At 39.8% G+C, this 16,508-nt stretch carries 17 protein-coding genes; 11 read left to right on the forward strand and 6 right to left on the reverse strand.

The genetic code is table 11. The annotated features are described in order from the left end of the window. Positions 1 to 74: 74 nt before the first annotated feature. Genes gatB through MCUP_RS00145 form a run of 4 tightly spaced genes read right to left on the reverse strand, consistent with a single transcriptional unit; the run spans position 75 to position 2,777 of the window. Complete coding sequence (gatB, locus tag MCUP_RS00130; RefSeq protein ID WP_013736637.1) at positions 75 to 1,502, reverse strand: Asp-tRNA(Asn)/Glu-tRNA(Gln) amidotransferase subunit GatB; 1,428 nt, start codon at positions 1,500 to 1,502, stop codon at positions 75 to 77. Beyond that, positions 1,495 to 1,902, reverse strand: a complete 408-nt coding sequence (gene cdd, locus MCUP_RS00135) for a cytidine deaminase (RefSeq protein WP_013736638.1) — start codon at positions 1,900 to 1,902, stop codon at positions 1,495 to 1,497. Before cdd ends, gatB begins: the two co-directional genes overlap by 8 nt. Next, positions 1,883 to 2,530: a uracil phosphoribosyltransferase gene (gene upp / locus MCUP_RS00140; protein WP_013736639.1), complete on the reverse strand. Its 648-nt coding sequence runs from the start codon at positions 2,528 to 2,530 to the stop codon at positions 1,883 to 1,885. The genes cdd and upp overlap by 20 nt, the downstream gene beginning before the upstream one ends. 4 nt (positions 2,531 to 2,534) lie before the next feature. Further along, complete coding sequence (locus tag MCUP_RS00145; protein WP_013736640.1) at positions 2,535 to 2,777, reverse strand: 30S ribosomal protein S28e; 243 nt, start codon at positions 2,775 to 2,777, stop codon at positions 2,535 to 2,537. 72 nt (positions 2,778 to 2,849) lie between these two features. Between MCUP_RS00145 and MCUP_RS00150 the strand changes: the two genes are divergently transcribed. Both MCUP_RS00150 and ndk read left to right on the forward strand, forming a co-directional pair. Next, positions 2,850 to 3,035 (forward strand): 50S ribosomal protein L24e, encoded by a 186-nt coding sequence (locus tag MCUP_RS00150; RefSeq protein ID WP_013736641.1) that lies wholly within the window; start codon positions 2,850 to 2,852, stop codon positions 3,033 to 3,035. Between the two features lies 1 nt (position 3,036). Next, complete coding sequence (ndk, locus tag MCUP_RS00155) at positions 3,037 to 3,459, forward strand: nucleoside-diphosphate kinase (RefSeq protein ID WP_048057338.1); 423 nt, start codon at positions 3,037 to 3,039, stop codon at positions 3,457 to 3,459. Here the strand turns inward: ndk and infB are convergent. Beyond that, a complete protein-coding gene (infB, locus tag MCUP_RS00160) occupies positions 3,449 to 5,242 on the reverse strand; it encodes a translation initiation factor IF-2 (RefSeq protein ID WP_013736643.1) in 1,794 nt (597 codons plus the stop codon). The genes ndk and infB overlap by 11 nt on opposite strands. 84 nt (positions 5,243 to 5,326) lie before the next feature. Here infB and MCUP_RS00165 point away from each other — a divergent pair, with 84 nt between their 5' ends. From MCUP_RS00165 to MCUP_RS00200, 8 genes are read left to right on the forward strand one after another with little or no spacing between them, the layout of a single operon-like run. After that, positions 5,327 to 6,613: an NAD(P)-dependent malic enzyme gene (locus MCUP_RS00165; RefSeq protein ID WP_013736644.1), complete on the forward strand. Its 1,287-nt coding sequence runs from the start codon at positions 5,327 to 5,329 to the stop codon at positions 6,611 to 6,613. Between the two features lie 59 nt (positions 6,614 to 6,672). Beyond that, positions 6,673 to 6,924 carry a DNA-directed RNA polymerase subunit H gene (locus MCUP_RS00170; RefSeq protein WP_013736645.1) on the forward strand — a complete coding sequence of 84 codons (252 nt, stop codon included), beginning with the start codon at positions 6,673 to 6,675 and terminating at the stop codon, positions 6,922 to 6,924. A gap of 1 nt (position 6,925) precedes the next feature. Continuing rightward, positions 6,926 to 10,300 carry a DNA-directed RNA polymerase subunit B gene (locus MCUP_RS00175; RefSeq protein ID WP_013736646.1) on the forward strand — a complete coding sequence of 1,125 codons (3,375 nt, stop codon included), beginning with the start codon at positions 6,926 to 6,928 and terminating at the stop codon, positions 10,298 to 10,300. Further along, positions 10,293 to 12,953, forward strand: a complete 2,661-nt coding sequence (gene rpoA1, locus MCUP_RS00180; RefSeq protein ID WP_013736647.1) for a DNA-directed RNA polymerase subunit A' — start codon at positions 10,293 to 10,295, stop codon at positions 12,951 to 12,953. The genes MCUP_RS00175 and rpoA1 overlap by 8 nt, the downstream gene beginning before the upstream one ends. 6 nt (positions 12,954 to 12,959) lie before the next feature. Further along, positions 12,960 to 14,138: a DNA-directed RNA polymerase subunit A'' gene (rpoA2, locus tag MCUP_RS00185; protein WP_013736648.1), complete on the forward strand. Its 1,179-nt coding sequence runs from the start codon at positions 12,960 to 12,962 to the stop codon at positions 14,136 to 14,138. A gap of 7 nt (positions 14,139 to 14,145) precedes the next feature. Further along, positions 14,146 to 14,457, forward strand: a complete 312-nt coding sequence (locus tag MCUP_RS00190) for a 50S ribosomal protein L30e (RefSeq protein WP_013736649.1) — start codon at positions 14,146 to 14,148, stop codon at positions 14,455 to 14,457. A gap of 12 nt (positions 14,458 to 14,469) precedes the next feature. After that, positions 14,470 to 14,901, forward strand: coding sequence for a NusA-like transcription termination signal-binding factor (locus MCUP_RS00195; protein ID WP_013736650.1), 432 nt, complete (start codon positions 14,470 to 14,472; stop codon positions 14,899 to 14,901). Between the two features lie 12 nt (positions 14,902 to 14,913). After that, complete coding sequence (locus tag MCUP_RS00200) at positions 14,914 to 15,354, forward strand: 30S ribosomal protein S12 (protein ID WP_013736651.1); 441 nt, start codon at positions 14,914 to 14,916, stop codon at positions 15,352 to 15,354. Positions 15,355 to 15,367: 13 nt separating this feature from the next. Here the strand turns inward: MCUP_RS00200 and MCUP_RS00205 are convergent, their stop codons facing one another. Then, positions 15,368 to 15,829: a bifunctional nuclease family protein gene (locus MCUP_RS00205; RefSeq protein ID WP_013736652.1), complete on the reverse strand. Its 462-nt coding sequence runs from the start codon at positions 15,827 to 15,829 to the stop codon at positions 15,368 to 15,370. 87 nt (positions 15,830 to 15,916) lie between these two features. Here MCUP_RS00205 and MCUP_RS00210 point away from each other — a divergent pair, with 87 nt between their 5' ends. Continuing rightward, positions 15,917 to 16,498, forward strand: coding sequence for a 30S ribosomal protein S7 (locus tag MCUP_RS00210; protein ID WP_013736653.1), 582 nt, complete (start codon positions 15,917 to 15,919; stop codon positions 16,496 to 16,498). Positions 16,499 to 16,508: the final 10 nt, after the last annotated feature.

Here is a 16,508-nt window from a genome sequence, read left to right on the forward strand (position 1 = left end):
ATCCCGCCTTACTCTCTTTTTATAGATGATTGAGATCTTAAGTGCTGATCTCGTGATGTTAAAAACCCTCCTGATCAAGCGTTTAGTTTTCTTCTGATGATCTCATTGACTAACTTAGGGTCGGCTCTCTTCCCCGTCTTTTTCATAACTACTCCGACCAAATAATTGGCAACTTTAGGATCCTTTCTAATCTTTTCCTTAATATCTGGCTCATTCTTAAGCGCGTCTTCTATAATACCTTCTATTAGTTTTTCGTCTGAAACTGTAGTAAGGTTCATTGATTCTACTATCTCTCTTGGGCTTTTACCTTCTATTATTATGATTGGTAATATTTCTTTTACTATCTTTATAGTAATTATCCCTTTATCTAACATCTCCAAAAGTTCCTTTAGATGAATAGAGCTTGCTTTAGACTCTGATATCTTTATTCCCTTATCGTTTATCCATCTTAGGTAATCATTAATTATCAAGTTTGAGAGTTTGTCATAATCTTTATACGTCTTTGCCGTATCCTCGAAAAGGTCGGCTAGAGCTTTATCCATTACTAAAACAGTGGCGTTGTATCTGCTTATTCCGTACTGTTTGATAATTCTTTCAATCCTTGAGTCAGGGAGTTCGGGAAGATTGTCGTTAATCTCTTTTACTAATTCTGTAGTTATCTCGTATGGAGGAAGATCTGGATCAGGGAAGTACCTGTAGTCTTCATCCATCTCTTTAGCTCTGGAGGGCACTGTTACCTTCCTGTCCGAGTCCCAATGTCTGGTTTCTCTAGGTACCCCTAATCCTTGCAATATGGCTGCTCGCTGCCTAGCGATTTCGTAATCTATCGCATCTTTAACATCCTTAGGTGATCCTACGTTTTTAACTTCAACCCTCTCTCCTCCTTCTACCGACACGTTTACGTCAGCTCTCATAGATCCTTCAATTTCACAGTTACATACTCCAAGATGTTCTAAAATAGACCTGAGTTTATCTAGAAACGTCTTAGCCTCCTTTGAGGACTCTATATCAGGTTCTGTAACTATCTCTAACATTCCCATTCCTGATCTGTTATAATCCAGAAGAGTGTAGCTACTCGTTAACATTGACCCTGTTGGGTATACCGTCTTAGCAGGATCCTCCTCGATATTTATCCTTCTTATCCTTATAATACGTTCACCTAGCTTTATGCTACCGTTCCTAGCTATAGCCATGCTCCCTGGACCATCATATTGAGAGATTTGATAATTCTTGGCCATATCTGGATAAAAATAATGTTTTCTAGTAAATGTCAAATATTTTGGATACTCACATTTCAGGGCTAAAGCTACCATTAACGCCTTCCTTAACGCCTCTTTATTCAATACTGGAATGGCTCCCGGTAACCCTAAACATACAGGGCACACGTCCGTGTTTGGATCCAGGTTTATATAGTCCGCTGGACAGGAACAGAAAAGTTTAGTCTTTAATGAGGTTAGATGAACGTGGACTTCTAGGCCTATTTTAGCTTTTAGTTCAGCCAATTTCTTCACCTTTAAGGGTAAAGGAATTTGGTAATAAGCTATCGAGGTTAAACTTCACTAATCTTCCATCCTTATCTTTAGTAATAACAATTATATCTTTTCCAAACTCCATAAGGACTTGCCTGCATGCACCACAAGGCATTATCCCCTTTCCGTCATCCAAAATGATTGCTATCTTTCTAAATTTTCTAATACCCATAGAGATAGCCTTAAAAACTGCTACTCTCTCAGCGCACATAGAGAGGCCATAGGAGGCGTTCTCAACATTTGTTCCAGTAATTACATCATTAGTCTCAGTAAGTATGGCTGCTCCAACTTTGATCTTGGAATAAGGAGAGTATGAATTTTTAGAAGCCTTTAAAGCGTATTCTATAAGGTCCTCATCCGAAGGATCTATCACCAGCGTCACCCAGTCCAGGAATAATGTACCCACTATTATTTATTTCTGGATCAATAGATACAGTGAAAATATCTATAAATGAAAATTTTTTCATTATCCTATTTATCCCATATTCAGACGATATTATAGATGCAATGATTATTCTCTTAGGACTCAATTCGGTTACTCTATTAAGTACCTTAAGCATAGTACTTGCGGTGGCAATCATTGGATCAGCTATTATAACTATGTCTTCCTTAGATATTTTTGGTATTTTTAAATACGTTATATCAACTTCCATTTCCTTAGGCGGCGATGTGCTCTCACTTTCTCTTCTAGATGCGGCTATAACTCCCTGTTTTGCCGCAGGGAAAGCCTTAAGAAGACCCTCTACAAGTGGAGTGGCTGCTCTAAGAACGTTAATTATCATTATATTTTCTAAGTCCTTTATCATGACTCCTTTTACGTTAGCTCCTAGTGGAGTAGTTACCTGGATAATATCTAAATCAAGGTTATTTGATATCTCATAACCGATCAGTCTGCCAAGTCTAACCATTCCCTTTCTAAACATAATTTGATCTGTGTCTTTATTCCTCAATTGCGTAAGAATATGTAAAAATAGAGGCTTATCAAGTAAAAATATAGCCATGAATTTACCTCTTGGTTGTTAACTTTCTAGCTTCCCTTTCAGTCTCTCTAAGGATTACTATATCTCCCAGTCTAACCGGCCCTTTTATATTTCTAGTCAATATTCTTCCCTTATCTCTGCCTTCTAATACCCTCACCCTTACCTGCGTTACTTCTCCTGTTACTCCTGTTCTTTCAAGCAATTGAATAACCTCTGCTGGGAAACCGAACTCCTCAATTATGGAGGAAGCCTGTTGTTTTTCGCTCATTGTTCTTAAACCCTATATTAGGTCTATCCAATTCACTTATATACTTCACTCATATTGAGTTAGATGATTATAATGGTAGTCTTGCATAAGTGCAACTTCTGTGGTGGAGATATCCCCCCAGCTACCGGGATGATGTATATTAAGAACGACGGTACGATTCTGTGGTTCTGCTCAAGTAAATGTAAAAAATATATGCTTAAATATCACAAAGATCCTAAGAAACTGAAATGGACAGCCTCATATTCGAGGGTAAGATAAATTGACCGTTCAAAAAACATTTGTAATGATAAAACCTGACGGTGTGAAGAGAAGGCTGGTTGGTGAAATAGTAGCGAGGATAGAGAGAAAAGGCTTAAATATTGTCTCGATGAAAATGGTAAAAATTGATAGAAATACTGCTGAAAAACTTTATGAAGAGCATAAGGGGAAATCTTTCTTTAACGAGTTAGTTAGTTACATAACGTCAGGTCCTGTTGTTTGCATGGTTATAGAAGGAGATGAGGCAGTGAAAGTTATGAGAACGTTAATAGGATCCACGGATCCCAAGGAGGCATCTCCTGGAACAATAAGAGGAGATTTAGCAATGTCAAAAGGCGAAAACGTTATACATGCTTCAGATGCAGAGGAAAAGGCTAAGAAAGAGATGTCCCTATTCTTCTCACAGAATGAGCTCACTGGATAGATATACCATAAAGTGGATTTTCCACCCTCTTTATTTTTATGAGTTCTCTGATGACCTCGATCATATCTTCCGTGATGCTGTCCTTATGAACTTTGTATAGCATATCTAGATCGTCTTGTGGAACATCGGTATAAAGTACATCCCCTTCCTGAATTTGTCTTCCTATCATGACGTTTCCCTTAATTGACATAGATACTTCCATACCTTTGGTAGCCTTATCTAGGTTTTTCTTATTATCTTGAATCCCCAATATCTCACCTACCCTTTGCCCATCTTCTCTAATTAGCGGGAACTTAGGTTTTATAATACCACCTAGAACTTCCACACCAACTATAGCTGGATCACTTCTCCTGAATACATATCCTGGGAGAATCTTAATTTTCCCAGGAAGGATGAGAGAGTCCAAACTTCTCCTTTTCTTTCTTTCCCTTATCTCGTCAATATATTTTTTAGTTTCTTCTAATAATTGATAGATTATATCATTATATATTAACTTGACTTTAGATATCTCTAGGCCAGGAAGAGGTTTAACTCTAAATGCAGCTATTATTCCAAATTCTTCAACTTCTTTAGAAGAGAGTTCTGCCTCAATGACATCTCGCTTCGTTATAGGGCCTATATCTGCCACTCTTACTGGAATCCCCATCCTTTCAAATCCGTTGATTAACGACTCTAGAGAACCTAGACTGTCAGCCTTGACAACAATTCCTACAGAATCCTTTGAGAATCTAATCTTTGACAACTCTTCTTCTATTATCTTCTTCACTTCGGGCAGTTTTTCCTCATTCTCCACTACATAAATTGATGAGCCAGCAAGCGCTTCTTCAAGCCCCGGACCCGATATCTTTATCCCAGCCGCTGCTGAGATCTCATCAATGCTCTTATAGCCATATTTGCTTATTCTCATGTCTTGAAGCGGAGCTGGAAGTAGTATATTTCTTATCTTCGTAACGATTACACCGTTTAGACCTCCTAGGGCTATTGTGTCATTTTTCTTTAGTATTCCATCATATATTATTACGTCTATTGTGTGACCTAGACCCTGTTCTTCTTTTACCTCCAATATGACGCCTTTGGCAGGTCCCTCTACTATTCTCAGCCTTGATTTAAGATACTGTTGTGTTAGCCCAGCCAGTAAAGCTAGCAATTCTGAAAGTCCTTCACCTGTTTTACCTGAGACAGGTACAATAGCTACATACTTTGTAAAGTCTCTCACTCGATCAAATCTCTCCGCATTAAACCCTAATTCAGCTAGCTGCATTACGAGCTTATATACGTAATTGTCCAACGTTTTCTGGACCGAAGTCGTCTGAAGTTTGAATGACTTAGAAAAGGTCTCATTTTCAATTGACTTCCAACCTGGTATTCGGTCAATCTTGTTAGCTGCTACCAGAAACGGAACCCTTTTTTCTTTTAGTATCTCTATCGATTCAATAGTCTGTTTCTGAAAACCTTCTGTTATATCAACAACTAGAATCGCAATGTCAGCGACGCTACCGCCTCTCTTTCTGAGGTTAGAAAACAACTCGTGGCCAGGCGTATCTATAAATAGTAATCCAGGGATCTCAAGTTTAATAGGAATTAGATTCTTTAAGGGCATTGCAACTTTTTCAATTACGCTTGTAGGAACGAAGCTAGCGCCTACCTCCTGAGTCATTTCTCCTGGTTCCTTCTTTACTACTGTGGTACCTCTAATTTTGTCAAGGAGAGTGGTTTTACCGTGATCAACGTGGCCTAAAACCACAACTATTGGTTGTCTAAGCCTTACATTACTCTGCGTCAACTAGAGTCACCAATCCTTGTTTATAAGTGAGGGGGCATTGTTTATTATTTTTAAGTAAGCATCGATTTCCATTAGATGAGAAAAATGGTTGCAACTAACTTTGAGGAAATGGCTTTGGAAGTTGCAGCTAGGTATAAGGGAAAAATACAAATGATGCCCAAGGTTCCAGTCAATTCTTTAAACGATTTTTCAGTATTGTATACACCAGGAGTCGCTGCCGTTTCAAGGGAAATTAACAAAAACCCAGACCTCTCCTTTCACTACACTTATAGATGGAATTCCATAGCTATAGTGACAGACGGATCAAGGGTCCTAGGTCTAGGCGATATAGGACCTGAGGCAGCTATGCCCGTTATGGAGGGCAAGGCACTCATATTCAAGTTTTTAGGAGGAGTGGATGCAATACCACTTCCTTTGGGAACAAAGGATGCAGACAAGATAATTGAGACCGTTAAAACTATTGAACCGGCCTTTGGAGGAATAAACCTAGAAGATATAGAGTCTCCAAAATGCTTTTACGTTCTAGAGAAACTAAAAGATATATTACAGATTCCTGTTTGGCATGATGACCAGCAAGGTACTGCTGGGGCTACGCTTGCTGGACTTATCACAGCTCTTGAACTATCTGGTAAAGCTCAAAATAATATAAAAATTGTTTTATTTGGGACCGGTGCTGCTAATATAGCTACAGCCAGGCTGTTAAGTAAGTATGGAATTCCATTGAAAAACATGGTCCTAATAGACTCGGCAGGCGTATTGTATAGGGGTAGGTTGGACGAGGAGAGAATGAAGACCGAAAATCCTTGGAAATATGAGCTTCTAAAGGAAACGAACAAGGAGGATGCTAAGACTATAGAAGATGCGTTTAAAGGGGCAGACGTACTCATTGCAGCGTCTAAGCAGGGACCTGGGGTAATAAGGAAGGAATGGATCAGACTTATGAATACAAACCCTATAGTATTTGCCCTAGCTAATCCCATTCCAGAGATATGGCCAGAAGAGGCTAAAGAGGCTGGTGCGGTAATTGTCGCTACTGGAAGAAGTGATTTTCCAAATCAGGTTAACAACTCTCTGATATTTCCAGGTGTATTCAGAGGATCCCTAGATGTTAGGGCGAAGGCCATCACCGATGAGATGGTAATAGAGGCTGCAAGAGAATTAGCAAGTCATGTAAGGGAGAGAGGAATTGAACCTGATTATATTATTCCAAAGATGACCGAATGGGAAATATATCCGCGAGTAGCAGCTGCTGTTGGGACAAAAGCTATACATCAGAACGTAGCAAGAGTAAGTAAAAGTCATTCTGAGCTCTTCGAGAATGCCAAGTTATTAATTGAAAAGACTAGATCTCATATGAAGAGCATAGCTTAAATTTTTATAATTATACGCATTATGGTGCTTTACCTAGTATACTTTAGGGTGTAAAAGTTATGCGTTCATCTTCTAGAAAGATAGACCCAAGGGAACACACTTTAGTTCCTAAACATGAGGTTTTGCCTATAGAGGAAGCTTATAATGTTCTTAAAGAGCTAGGCGTCGGTCCAGAACAGCTTCCATGGATGAAGGCATCAGATCCCATGGCCAAAGCCATTAACGCTAAGCCAGGAGATATAGTAAAAATAACTAGGAAAAGTCCAGTTGTTGGAGAGTTAGTTATCTACAGATACGTGGTGAGTGGATAAAATGTTAACTATTGATGACAGATGGGCAATTGTAGAGGCATATTTTAAATCTAGAGGCCTAGTTAGACAGCACTTAGACTCTTTTAATGATTTTATAAAAAATAAACTGCAAGAGATTATAGATGAGCAAGCCGAAATTACGACGGAAATACCAGGTCTTAAGATCAGACTTGGAAAAATAAGGGTGGGTAAACCTAGGGTCAGAGAGGCGGATAAGGGAGATAAGGAAATAACGCCTATGGAGGCTAGACTTAGAAATCTAACTTACGCTGCACCTGTCTATTTAGAGATGACTCCAATTGAGAACAATATTGAGGGAGATCTTACTGAGGTTTACATAGGCGATATACCCATAATGTTAAAATCTATAGCCGATCCTACGTCAGAGTTCACCAGCGAAAAGTTAGTGGAGATTGGTGAGGATCCAAAGGATCCAGGTGGATACTTTATTGTCAACGGAAGCGAAAGAGTAATCGTGACCCAAGAGGACCTAGCTACGAACAGAGTTCTTACGGATGTAGGTAAAACAGGATCCAATATTACTCATACGGCTAAGATTATCTCAAGTACATCAGGCTATAGAGTACCTATAACTATAGAGAAATTAAAAGATTCTACAATACACGTATCGTTCCCAGCTGTACCGGGGAAAATACCTTTTGCGATCTTAATGAGGGCTTTGGGAATTGAGACCGATGAGGAGATAACGTTAGCTGTTTCATTGGATCCAGACATACAAAACGAGCTTCTTCCTTCGATAGAGCAAGCCAGTTCTATAATATCCAAGGATGATGCTCTAGATTTTATAGGCAATAGGATTGCTATAGGCCAAAAAAGAGAGATGAGGATTCAAAAGGCCGAGCAGGTTCTCGATAAATATTTCTTACCCCACATAGGTACAAACGCATCGGACAGAACTGCAAAGGCATACTATTTAGCTTTTGCAGTATCAAAGCTGATTGAGTTATATCTAGGAAGAAGAGAGCCAGACGATAAAGATCATTACGCAAACAAAAGGTTAAAGCTGGCAGGAGATTTGTTCGCTAGCCTCTTTAGAGTGGCTTTTAAGGCCTTTGTAAAGGATCTAGTTTTCCAGCTTGAAAAGTCTAAGGTGAGAGGAAGAAGATTAGCCGTTAACGCTCTAGTTAGGCAAGATATAATTTCGGAGAGGATAAGACATGCATTAGCTACTGGAAATTGGGTGGGAGGAAGAACAGGAGTAAGCCAGTTACTAGATCGTACTAACTGGTTATCAATGTTAAGTCATTTGAGAAGAGTGGTTTCTTCTTTAGCCAGGGGTCAGCCTAACTTTGAGGCTAGAGATCTCCACGGCACTCAATGGGGGAGAATGTGTCCATTCGAAACTCCTGAAGGTCCAAATAGCGGTTTAGTCAAAAACTTAGCCTTGTTAGGGCAGATTTCGGTTGGAGTAAATGAGAAAAGTGTAGAAAGGCTACTTTACAACCTAGGAGTTATTCCTATAGAAGAAGTAATCAAGAAGTACAGATCTCAAGAGGAGAAGAGTGAAGACTATGAAAATTGGAGTAAGGTCATATTAAACGGAAGGCTGATTGGATATTATCCCAATGGAAGTGAACTGGCTGAGAAAATTAGGGAAAAGAGGAGAGAGGGAGAGCTAAGCGACGAAGTTAATGTGAATTATACAAGGACAGAAACTTACAACGAGGTTTATATAAACTCGGATAGCGGAAGGGTAAGAAGACCTCTTATAGTAGTAAGACATGGGAAGCCACTGGTGACGAAAGAGGACATAGAGAACCTAAAGAAGGGGAAGATAACTTTCGATACATTAATTAGAGAGGGAAAAATAGAATTTTTAGATGCTGAAGAAGAGGAAAACGCTTATATTGCCTTAGAGCCTAAGGACGTAACAAAAGATCACACCCATTTGGAGATATGGACTCCTGCCATATTGGGAATAACAGCGTCCATTATACCATATCCAGAGCATAATCAGTCTCCGAGGAACACGTATCAGTCCGCGATGGCCAAACAAGCTCTAGGATTATATGCGGCTAATTACCAGATAAGAACAGACACCAGGGCACACTTACTCCACTATCCTCAAAAGCCAATAGTTCAGACCAGGGCATTAGAGGCCATAGGATACACAGAGAGGCCTGCAGGCAATAACGCCATATTTGCTCTTATGTCCTACACAGGTTATAACATGGAAGATGCTGTAATCATGAATAAATCCTCCATAGAGAGAGGAATGTTTAGATCTACATTCTTCAGGTTATATTCAGCTGAAGAAATAAAGTATCCTGGTGGTCAAGAAGACGAGATACTTTTACCTGAACCAGGAGTTAGAGGTTATAAAGGTAAAGATTACTATAGATTACTCGAGTCAAATGGAATTGTATCTCCTGAGGTGGACGTAAAGGGCGGAGATGTGTTAATCGGTAAAGTTAGTCCACCTAGATTCCTTCAAGAGTTTAAGGAATTATCTCCTGATCAGGCAAAGAGAGACACATCTATCATAACGAGGCATGGAGAACGAGGGACCGTAGATCTTGTCTTAGTCACAGAGACCTCGGAAGGTAATAAATTGGTCAAGGTGAGAGTCAGAGACCTAAGGATACCAGAAATAGGGGATAAGTTTGCTACTAGACACGGTCAGAAAGGAGTAGTTGGAATGATTATTCCCCAAGTTGATATGCCTTATACAACTTCTGGGCTAACGCCTGATATAATTCTGAATCCACATGCCCTTCCTTCTAGGATGACAGTTGGACAGATTATGGAAGCGCTATCGGGGAAATTTGTAGCCGCTACAGGTGAATCGATTGATGCAACGCCTTTCTATAACATTCCTATAGAGGAGATACAGAAGAAGTTATTGAACTCAGGCTATTTAGGGGACGGTTCTGAGGTCGTTTATGACGGAAGGACGGGGGAGAAGTTAAAGGGTAGAATACTTTTCGGGATAGTATATTATCAGAAACTTCATCATATGGTAGCTGATAAAATGCACGGACGTGGAAGAGGTCCAGTTCAGATCCTTACGAGGCAGCCTACTGAAGGAAGGGCAAGGGAAGGCGGTCTTAGGTTCGGTGAGATGGAAAGAGACTGTCTTATAGGTTACGGAGCGGCTATGCTAATCAAGGACAGACTATTAGATAACTCAGATAAGGCTACCGTTTACGTGTGCGAACAATGTGGTTACGTTGGATGGTACGATAGGTCAAAGAACAAGTACATATGCCCAATTCATGGAGACAAGTCTACTCTTTATCCAGTAGCAGTCTCTTATGCCTTTAAGTTATTACTTCAAGAGCTGATGAGTATGGTTATTGCACCCAAGCTAGTTTTGGGAGAGAGAGTCTCTGTAGGAGGTAATTCAAATGAGTGAGAGATATCAAGTTAATGAAAAAATTGTAAAAGGTATTAGATTCGGAATATTGTCTCCAGATGAGATTAGAAAGATGTCAGTAACTGCTATAATAACTGCTGATGTATACGACGAAGACGGAACGCCAATAGAAGGAAGCGTAATGGACTCTAGGTTAGGTATAATTGAACCAGGACAAAAGTGTCCGGTGTGCGGAAACGTAATAGGTAGTTGCCCGGGTCACTTTGGTCATATAGAGCTAGTAAGACCGGTGATTCACGTAGGATTTGTCAAGCACGTTTATGACCTACTGAGATCCACATGTAAAAGATGTGGAAGAATTAAGATAAATGAAGAAGATATCCAAAAATACAAAAAAATACATGACGCGATTAAGAAAAGATGGCCATCTGCAGCGAAAAGGCTAGTCGATCATGTTAAGAAGGCTTCTATGAAGGCTACCACGTGTCCTCACTGTTCTGAGAAACAATTGAAAATAAAATTAGAGAAGCCATATAATTTCTTTGAAGAGAGAAAAGAAGGCTTAATGAGGCTGACTCCTTTAGACATCAGGGAAAGGCTGGAAAACATACCAGATTCCGATGTGGAGTTGTTAGGTTATGATCCTACCGTAAGTAGGCCTGAATGGATAATCCTAACAGTTCTTCCAGTTCCTCCAATAACTATTAGGCCATCAATAATGATAGAGAGTGGAATCAGGGCCGAAGACGACTTAACTCATAAGCTCGTAGATATCGTTAGAATAAACGAACGATTGAAGGAAAGTATTGATGCAGGAGCACCTCAACTTATTGTAGAGGATCTATGGGATTTACTACAATATCATGTTGCGACGTATTTCGATAACGAAATACCTGGATTGCCAACGTCAAAACACAGATCTGGAAGACCATTGAGAACTTTAGCACAAAGATTAAAAGGGAAGGAAGGAAGGTTCAGGGGAAATCTATCCGGTAAGAGGGTTGACTTTTCTGCTAGAACTGTGATCTCGCCAGATCCTAACATTAGTATAGATGAGGTTGGAGTGCCATATGACGTTGCCATGATTCTAACTGTACCAGAGAAGGTCACAAAATGGAACATTGAGAGAATGAGAGAGTATGTTATTAACGGTCCTGATAAGTGGCCAGGAGCAAACTATGTTGTGAGATCGGATGGAAGGAGAATAGATCTAAGATATGTAAAGGATAGAAAGGAGTTAGCCGCCACTTTGGCACCTAACTTTATAGTTGAAAGGCATCTGGTTGATGGTGATATTGTCATATTTAACAGACAGCCTTCACTTCATAGAATCTCAATGATGGGACATAGGGTGAGAGTACTTCCAGGTAGAACATTTAGGCTCAACCTATTGGTTTGTCCTCCGTATAACGCGGATTTTGATGGAGACGAGATGAACCTTCACGTTCCTCAGTCCGAGGAAGCCATAGCTGAAACTAAGGAGTTAATGACCGTTCATCGTAATATTCTGACCCCTAGATATGGGGGACCAATAATCGGATCTGCCCAGGACTACATTAGTGGAGCGTATTTGCTTACAGTCAAGACTACCTTATTGAGTGAAGATGAAGTCCAAACAATTCTAGGTGTTGCAGATATAAACAAAGATCTAGGAGAGCCAGCAATTCTGGCTCCAAAAAGACTATACACAGGCAAACAAATAGTGAGTCACTTTCTTCCGGAGGAGTTCAACTTCCACGGTCCCGCTAATATATCAAGCGGAGTTAGATCATGCAAAGATGAGGATTGCCCTCACGATTCTTATGTGGTTATAAAAAGAGGTAAACTACTAGAAGGTGTATTCGATAAGAAGGCTTTAGGGAACCAACAAGCTGAGAGTATACTACATTGGTTAGTAAGAGAATATGACGAGGATTACGTTTTATGGCTAATGGACAATCTGTTTAAGGTATTCTTAAGGTATATAGAACTTCACGGTTTAACTATGACTTTATCTGACGTTACTATACCAGAGGACGCCACAAAGAAAATCAGTGAGAAGGCAAGAGAGGCTAGAGAAAGAGTTAATGACCTTATAGCAAGGTACAAGAAAGGTGAGTTAGAAGTGATACCAGGAAGAACGTTAGAGGAAAGCTTAGAGAGCTATATACTAGACACACTGGATAAGCTTAGGAACGAAGCTGGCGAGATAGCTACCATGCATCTAGATCCTTTCAATAACGCTTATATTATGGCAAGGACCGGAGCTAGAGGTAGCGTCTTAAACATAACTCAGATGGCTGCTATGCTAGGTCAGCAATCGGTTAGAGGGGAAAGAATAAAACGTGGGTACTCTACAAGGACATTACCCCACTTTAAGCCGAACGATATATCTCCAGAGGCTAGAGGATTTATTTACTCATCGTTTAGGAGCGGATTGAATCCAATAGAAACGTTCTTCCACGCGGCTGGAGGCAGAGAAGGTCTAGTAGACACTGCTGTAAGGACATCACAGAGCGGTTATATGCAAAGAAGACTTATCAATGCACTCTCTGATTTGAGAATAGAATATGACGGAACGGTTAGAACGCTTTATGGTGAAGTGATTCAAACGCTCTATGGAGGAGATGGTGTACATCCCATGCGTAGCGCTCATGGGAAGACAATTGATGTAGACAGGATTTTAGAAAGGGTAATTGGATGGAAGAGGTGAGGCAATATGATTAGGGAAGAAGACAAGGAATATCTAGACACCCAATTAGCTAGGTTGAACGAAACTATACCTCCTTCCATTATCTCAAAGCTGAGGGACACAATAATCAATTCACCAGTTGATATAACTAGAGAAGACATAAACGAAATAATAGATCTAACGATTAAGGACTATCTTAGCTCTCTAGCTCATCCCGGTGAGGCTATTGGTGTCGTAGCAGCACAGTCTATAGGTGAACCAGGAACGCAGATGACATTAAGGACTTTCCATTTTGCAGGAGTAAGGGAATTAAACGTTACCTTAGGTTTGCCTCGTCTTATAGAGATTGTAGATTCCCGGAAAATTCCGTCAACCCCTATGATGACCATCTATTTAACTTCCGAGTATGCCAAAGACAAGGACAAAGCCCTAGAAGTAGCTAGAAGAATCGAATACACTAGAGTAGAACATGTTGTCGAAGCAGTGAACTTAGACGTTGCAGGCATGGGAATAATCCTTAAGTTTGATAGGGAGTTACTAGAAGACAAGGGTCTTACAACCGATGATATAGAAAAAGTTATTAAAAAACTTAAACTTGGTGAATATTCAATAGATAGACCTGATGACTATACTATCTCCATTTATTTTGAAAATATGGATACGATAACGGGCTTATTTAAAATTAGAGAAAAGATATTGTCTACTAAAATTAAAGGCATAAAAGGAATCAAAAGGGCAATTGTACAAAAAAGGGGCGAAGAGTACGTCATAGTTACGGACGGATCCAATCTGGAGGGTGTGTTAGGAGTGAAAGGTGTTGACGTTTCAAGAATAGAGACCAATAACTTACATGAAGTAGAAAATGTACTAGGCATAGAAGCTGTAAGGGAGCTCATCACAAAGGAGATAAAGAAGGTCTTAGAGGATCAGGGTCTGGACGTAGATATAAGGCATATAGAACTCGTTTCAGACATAATGACTAGAACTGGAGAGGTTAAGCAAATTGGAAGGCATGGGGTGACAGGAGAGAAAACTAGCGTATTAGCAAGAGCTGCTTTCGAAGTTACGGTTAAGCATCTCTTGGATGCGGCAGCTAGAGGGGATATGGAAGAATTCAAAGGAGTGGTAGAAAACATTATTATAGGGCAACCAGTAAAGCTTGGTACGGGAATGGTTGAACTTTTAATGAAACCCGCAAATAGGTGAAACGAAAATGTCACAATCAATAACATTTGAGTCAGAGATTAAAGTCCTTCTAAAAACAGGTAAGGTAATCCTAGGAAATAAAAGGTCAACGAAGGCAATGAAGCTAGGTAAGCTAAAGGGATTAATAATTGCTTCAACTCTTAGGAGCGATATTAGGAACGATATAATGAGATACGCGCATTTAGGTAATATACCTGTTGTAGAGTTCAAAGGAAGTGGATGGGAACTAGGAACGCTAGTAGGTAAACCGTTTTTAATATCTGTTATTGGTATAGAGGATACAGGTGACTCACAGATACTAAAGTTAGCGAATTCATAATGGTGATATCAAGTGCCAGAGATTAAGCTAACGCCTGAAGAGATGCGATATATGTCACTCTTTCAAGACGTTACTAGGGTAACTGTAAGAGACTGCATTATTGATGATGAAGGAAATAGAATAATATTCATGGTAGACCCAGAAAATATGGGTATAGCTATAGGAAAGGGAGGGATGAACATAAAGAAGCTAAAAAAGATAATTGGTAAGGACATAGAAGTTGTGGCGTATAGTGATAACCTTGAGGACCTTGTGAAGAACCTAATGTCTCCTGCACGAGTTAGAAGCGTTAAGACGATAGATAGCAATTCAAGGAAGACGGTTCACGTATCAGTTGATCCACAGGATAAGGCGATAGCTATAGGGAAAGCAGGAAGAAACGTAAGTCGTGCCAAAATAATTTTAAAAAGATATATGGACATAGACTCGGTGATCATTAACTAAAGAGGTGTCAGTTTGGCAGATAAATCGCCTAAAGGTATATTCGCGGCTAGAAAACTAAAGTTAAGAAGGTTAAAATTTAGGTGGAGTCAGAGGAAATTTAAGATAAGGATGTTACGACTCAAGAAGAGATTTGATCCTCTTCAAGGAGCACCTATGGCCAGAGGAGTAGTTCTAGAGAAAGTAGGAATAGAGTCCAGACAACCCAACTCGGCCGTAAGGAAGTGTGTCAGAGTTCAGTTAGTAAAGAACAGCAGGGTCGTCACGGCTTTCGTTCCTGGAGATGGTGGAGTTAATTTCATAGATGAGCACGACGAAGTGATAATTGCAGGTATAGGCGGTACGTTGGGTAGATCAATGGGTGATTTACCTGGAGTAAGATTTAAAGTAATAATGGTTAATGGCGTTTCTCTAGATTCACTTTACAAAGGCAAGAAACAGAAACCAGTGAGATGAAATTCCTTCTCGTTTATCTGCTACTTCTTTCAGTTGATTTGTCAACAAGCTCTCTTTTTACCTTTATTGGCTTTTTCGTGAGCAACGCAAGGTATATTGCATGACTCGGTATCATTCTCTTTTGGATAATTAGCCCTCCAAAATTCAGCTCAACGGTAGCCAAATATATATCATCTAATATGTCATCCACGGTCACTTGAGTGATCCTTTTTTCTAATTCTTCTGTAACTTCTGGTATAAATGATATTATATCATAGACAGTCTCTCTACGAGCTAGTTCAGAAAGGTTATTGGATTCATTCGAATCGTTTTTCAATAATTTATTTATAGCATTCACGATATCTGGAGGCACGTAGAAAAGATTAAACTCTCTTCCGTCTTCAAGGTAGCACACAATAACAGGCACTCCGTTCATTGGAGAAATGAAAGCGTCAACTTTACTCACGCTAATGAATTCATGTTCTTCTCCAGTCATTATATAATATGTTATCCGGTGAAGACTATTAAACTCTTCATGAATAGTTATTTAATGGGTTAAAGTTCAATACTGGTGAGTGAAGAAATGAGTTATGAACTATCAAATCTCGACATAAAGATATTCGGTAAGTGGGATAACAAAGTTGAAATAAGAGATCCAAGTCTTAAAAAGTATATTTCTTTGATCCCGGTTTATCTGCCTCATTCAGGAGGAAGACACGAGCATAGAAGGTTTGGGAAGGCCAAAGTCTCAATCGTAGAGAGGTTGATTAACGAGTTGATGAGACCTGGTAAAAACAAGGGAAAGAAAATACTAGCGTATAACATTGTGAAGGCCACGTTCGAACTGATATACGCCAGAACTGGTCAAAATCCTCTTCAAGTGTTAGTTAGGGCCATAGAAAATTCGGCTCCAAGAGAAGAAGTTACTAGAATAATGTACGGTGGTATAGTATATTACGTTGCGGTAGACGTTTCTCCTCAGAGGAGAGTAGATTTGGTCCTGCGCCATCTAGTAGAAGGAGCTCGTCAGGCCGCATTCAATAATCCGAAACCTATTGAGGAAGCGTTAGCAGATGAACTAATTGCAGCGGCCTCTGGAGACAACAAGAGCTTTGCTATAAGGAAGAAAGAGGAGATGGAAAGGATAGCCCTAAGCTCTAGATAGCTAAACTTTT

It is taken from the genome of Metallosphaera cuprina Ar-4, from assembly GCF_000204925.1.
Classification (GTDB): Archaea; Thermoproteota; Thermoprotei_A; order Sulfolobales; family Sulfolobaceae; genus Metallosphaera; species Metallosphaera cuprina.

Coding starts and splice junctions, on each gene's coding strand:
- MCUP_RS00150 (WP_013736641.1), top strand. CDS start 2,850: ATGGTAGTCTTGCATAAGTGCAACTTCTGTGGTGGAGATATCCCCCCA.
- MCUP_RS00210 (WP_013736653.1), top strand. CDS start 15,917: ATGAGTTATGAACTATCAAATCTCGACATAAAGATATTCGGTAAGTGG.
- rpoA1 (WP_013736647.1), top strand. CDS start 10,293: ATGAGTGAGAGATATCAAGTTAATGAAAAAATTGTAAAAGGTATTAGA.
- MCUP_RS00205 (WP_013736652.1), bottom strand. CDS start 15,829: ATGACTGGAGAAGAACATGAATTCATTAGCGTGAGTAAAGTTGACGCT.
- MCUP_RS00175 (WP_013736646.1), top strand. CDS start 6,926: ATGTTAACTATTGATGACAGATGGGCAATTGTAGAGGCATATTTTAAA.
- upp (WP_013736639.1), bottom strand. CDS start 2,530: ATGGCTATATTTTTACTTGATAAGCCTCTATTTTTACATATTCTTACG.
- MCUP_RS00165 (WP_013736644.1), top strand. CDS start 5,327: ATGGTTGCAACTAACTTTGAGGAAATGGCTTTGGAAGTTGCAGCTAGG.
- MCUP_RS00170 (WP_013736645.1), top strand. CDS start 6,673: ATGCGTTCATCTTCTAGAAAGATAGACCCAAGGGAACACACTTTAGTT.
- rpoA2 (WP_013736648.1), top strand. CDS start 12,960: ATGATTAGGGAAGAAGACAAGGAATATCTAGACACCCAATTAGCTAGG.
- MCUP_RS00145 (WP_013736640.1), bottom strand. CDS start 2,777: ATGAGCGAAAAACAACAGGCTTCCTCCATAATTGAGGAGTTCGGTTTC.
- MCUP_RS00190 (WP_013736649.1), top strand. CDS start 14,146: ATGTCACAATCAATAACATTTGAGTCAGAGATTAAAGTCCTTCTAAAA.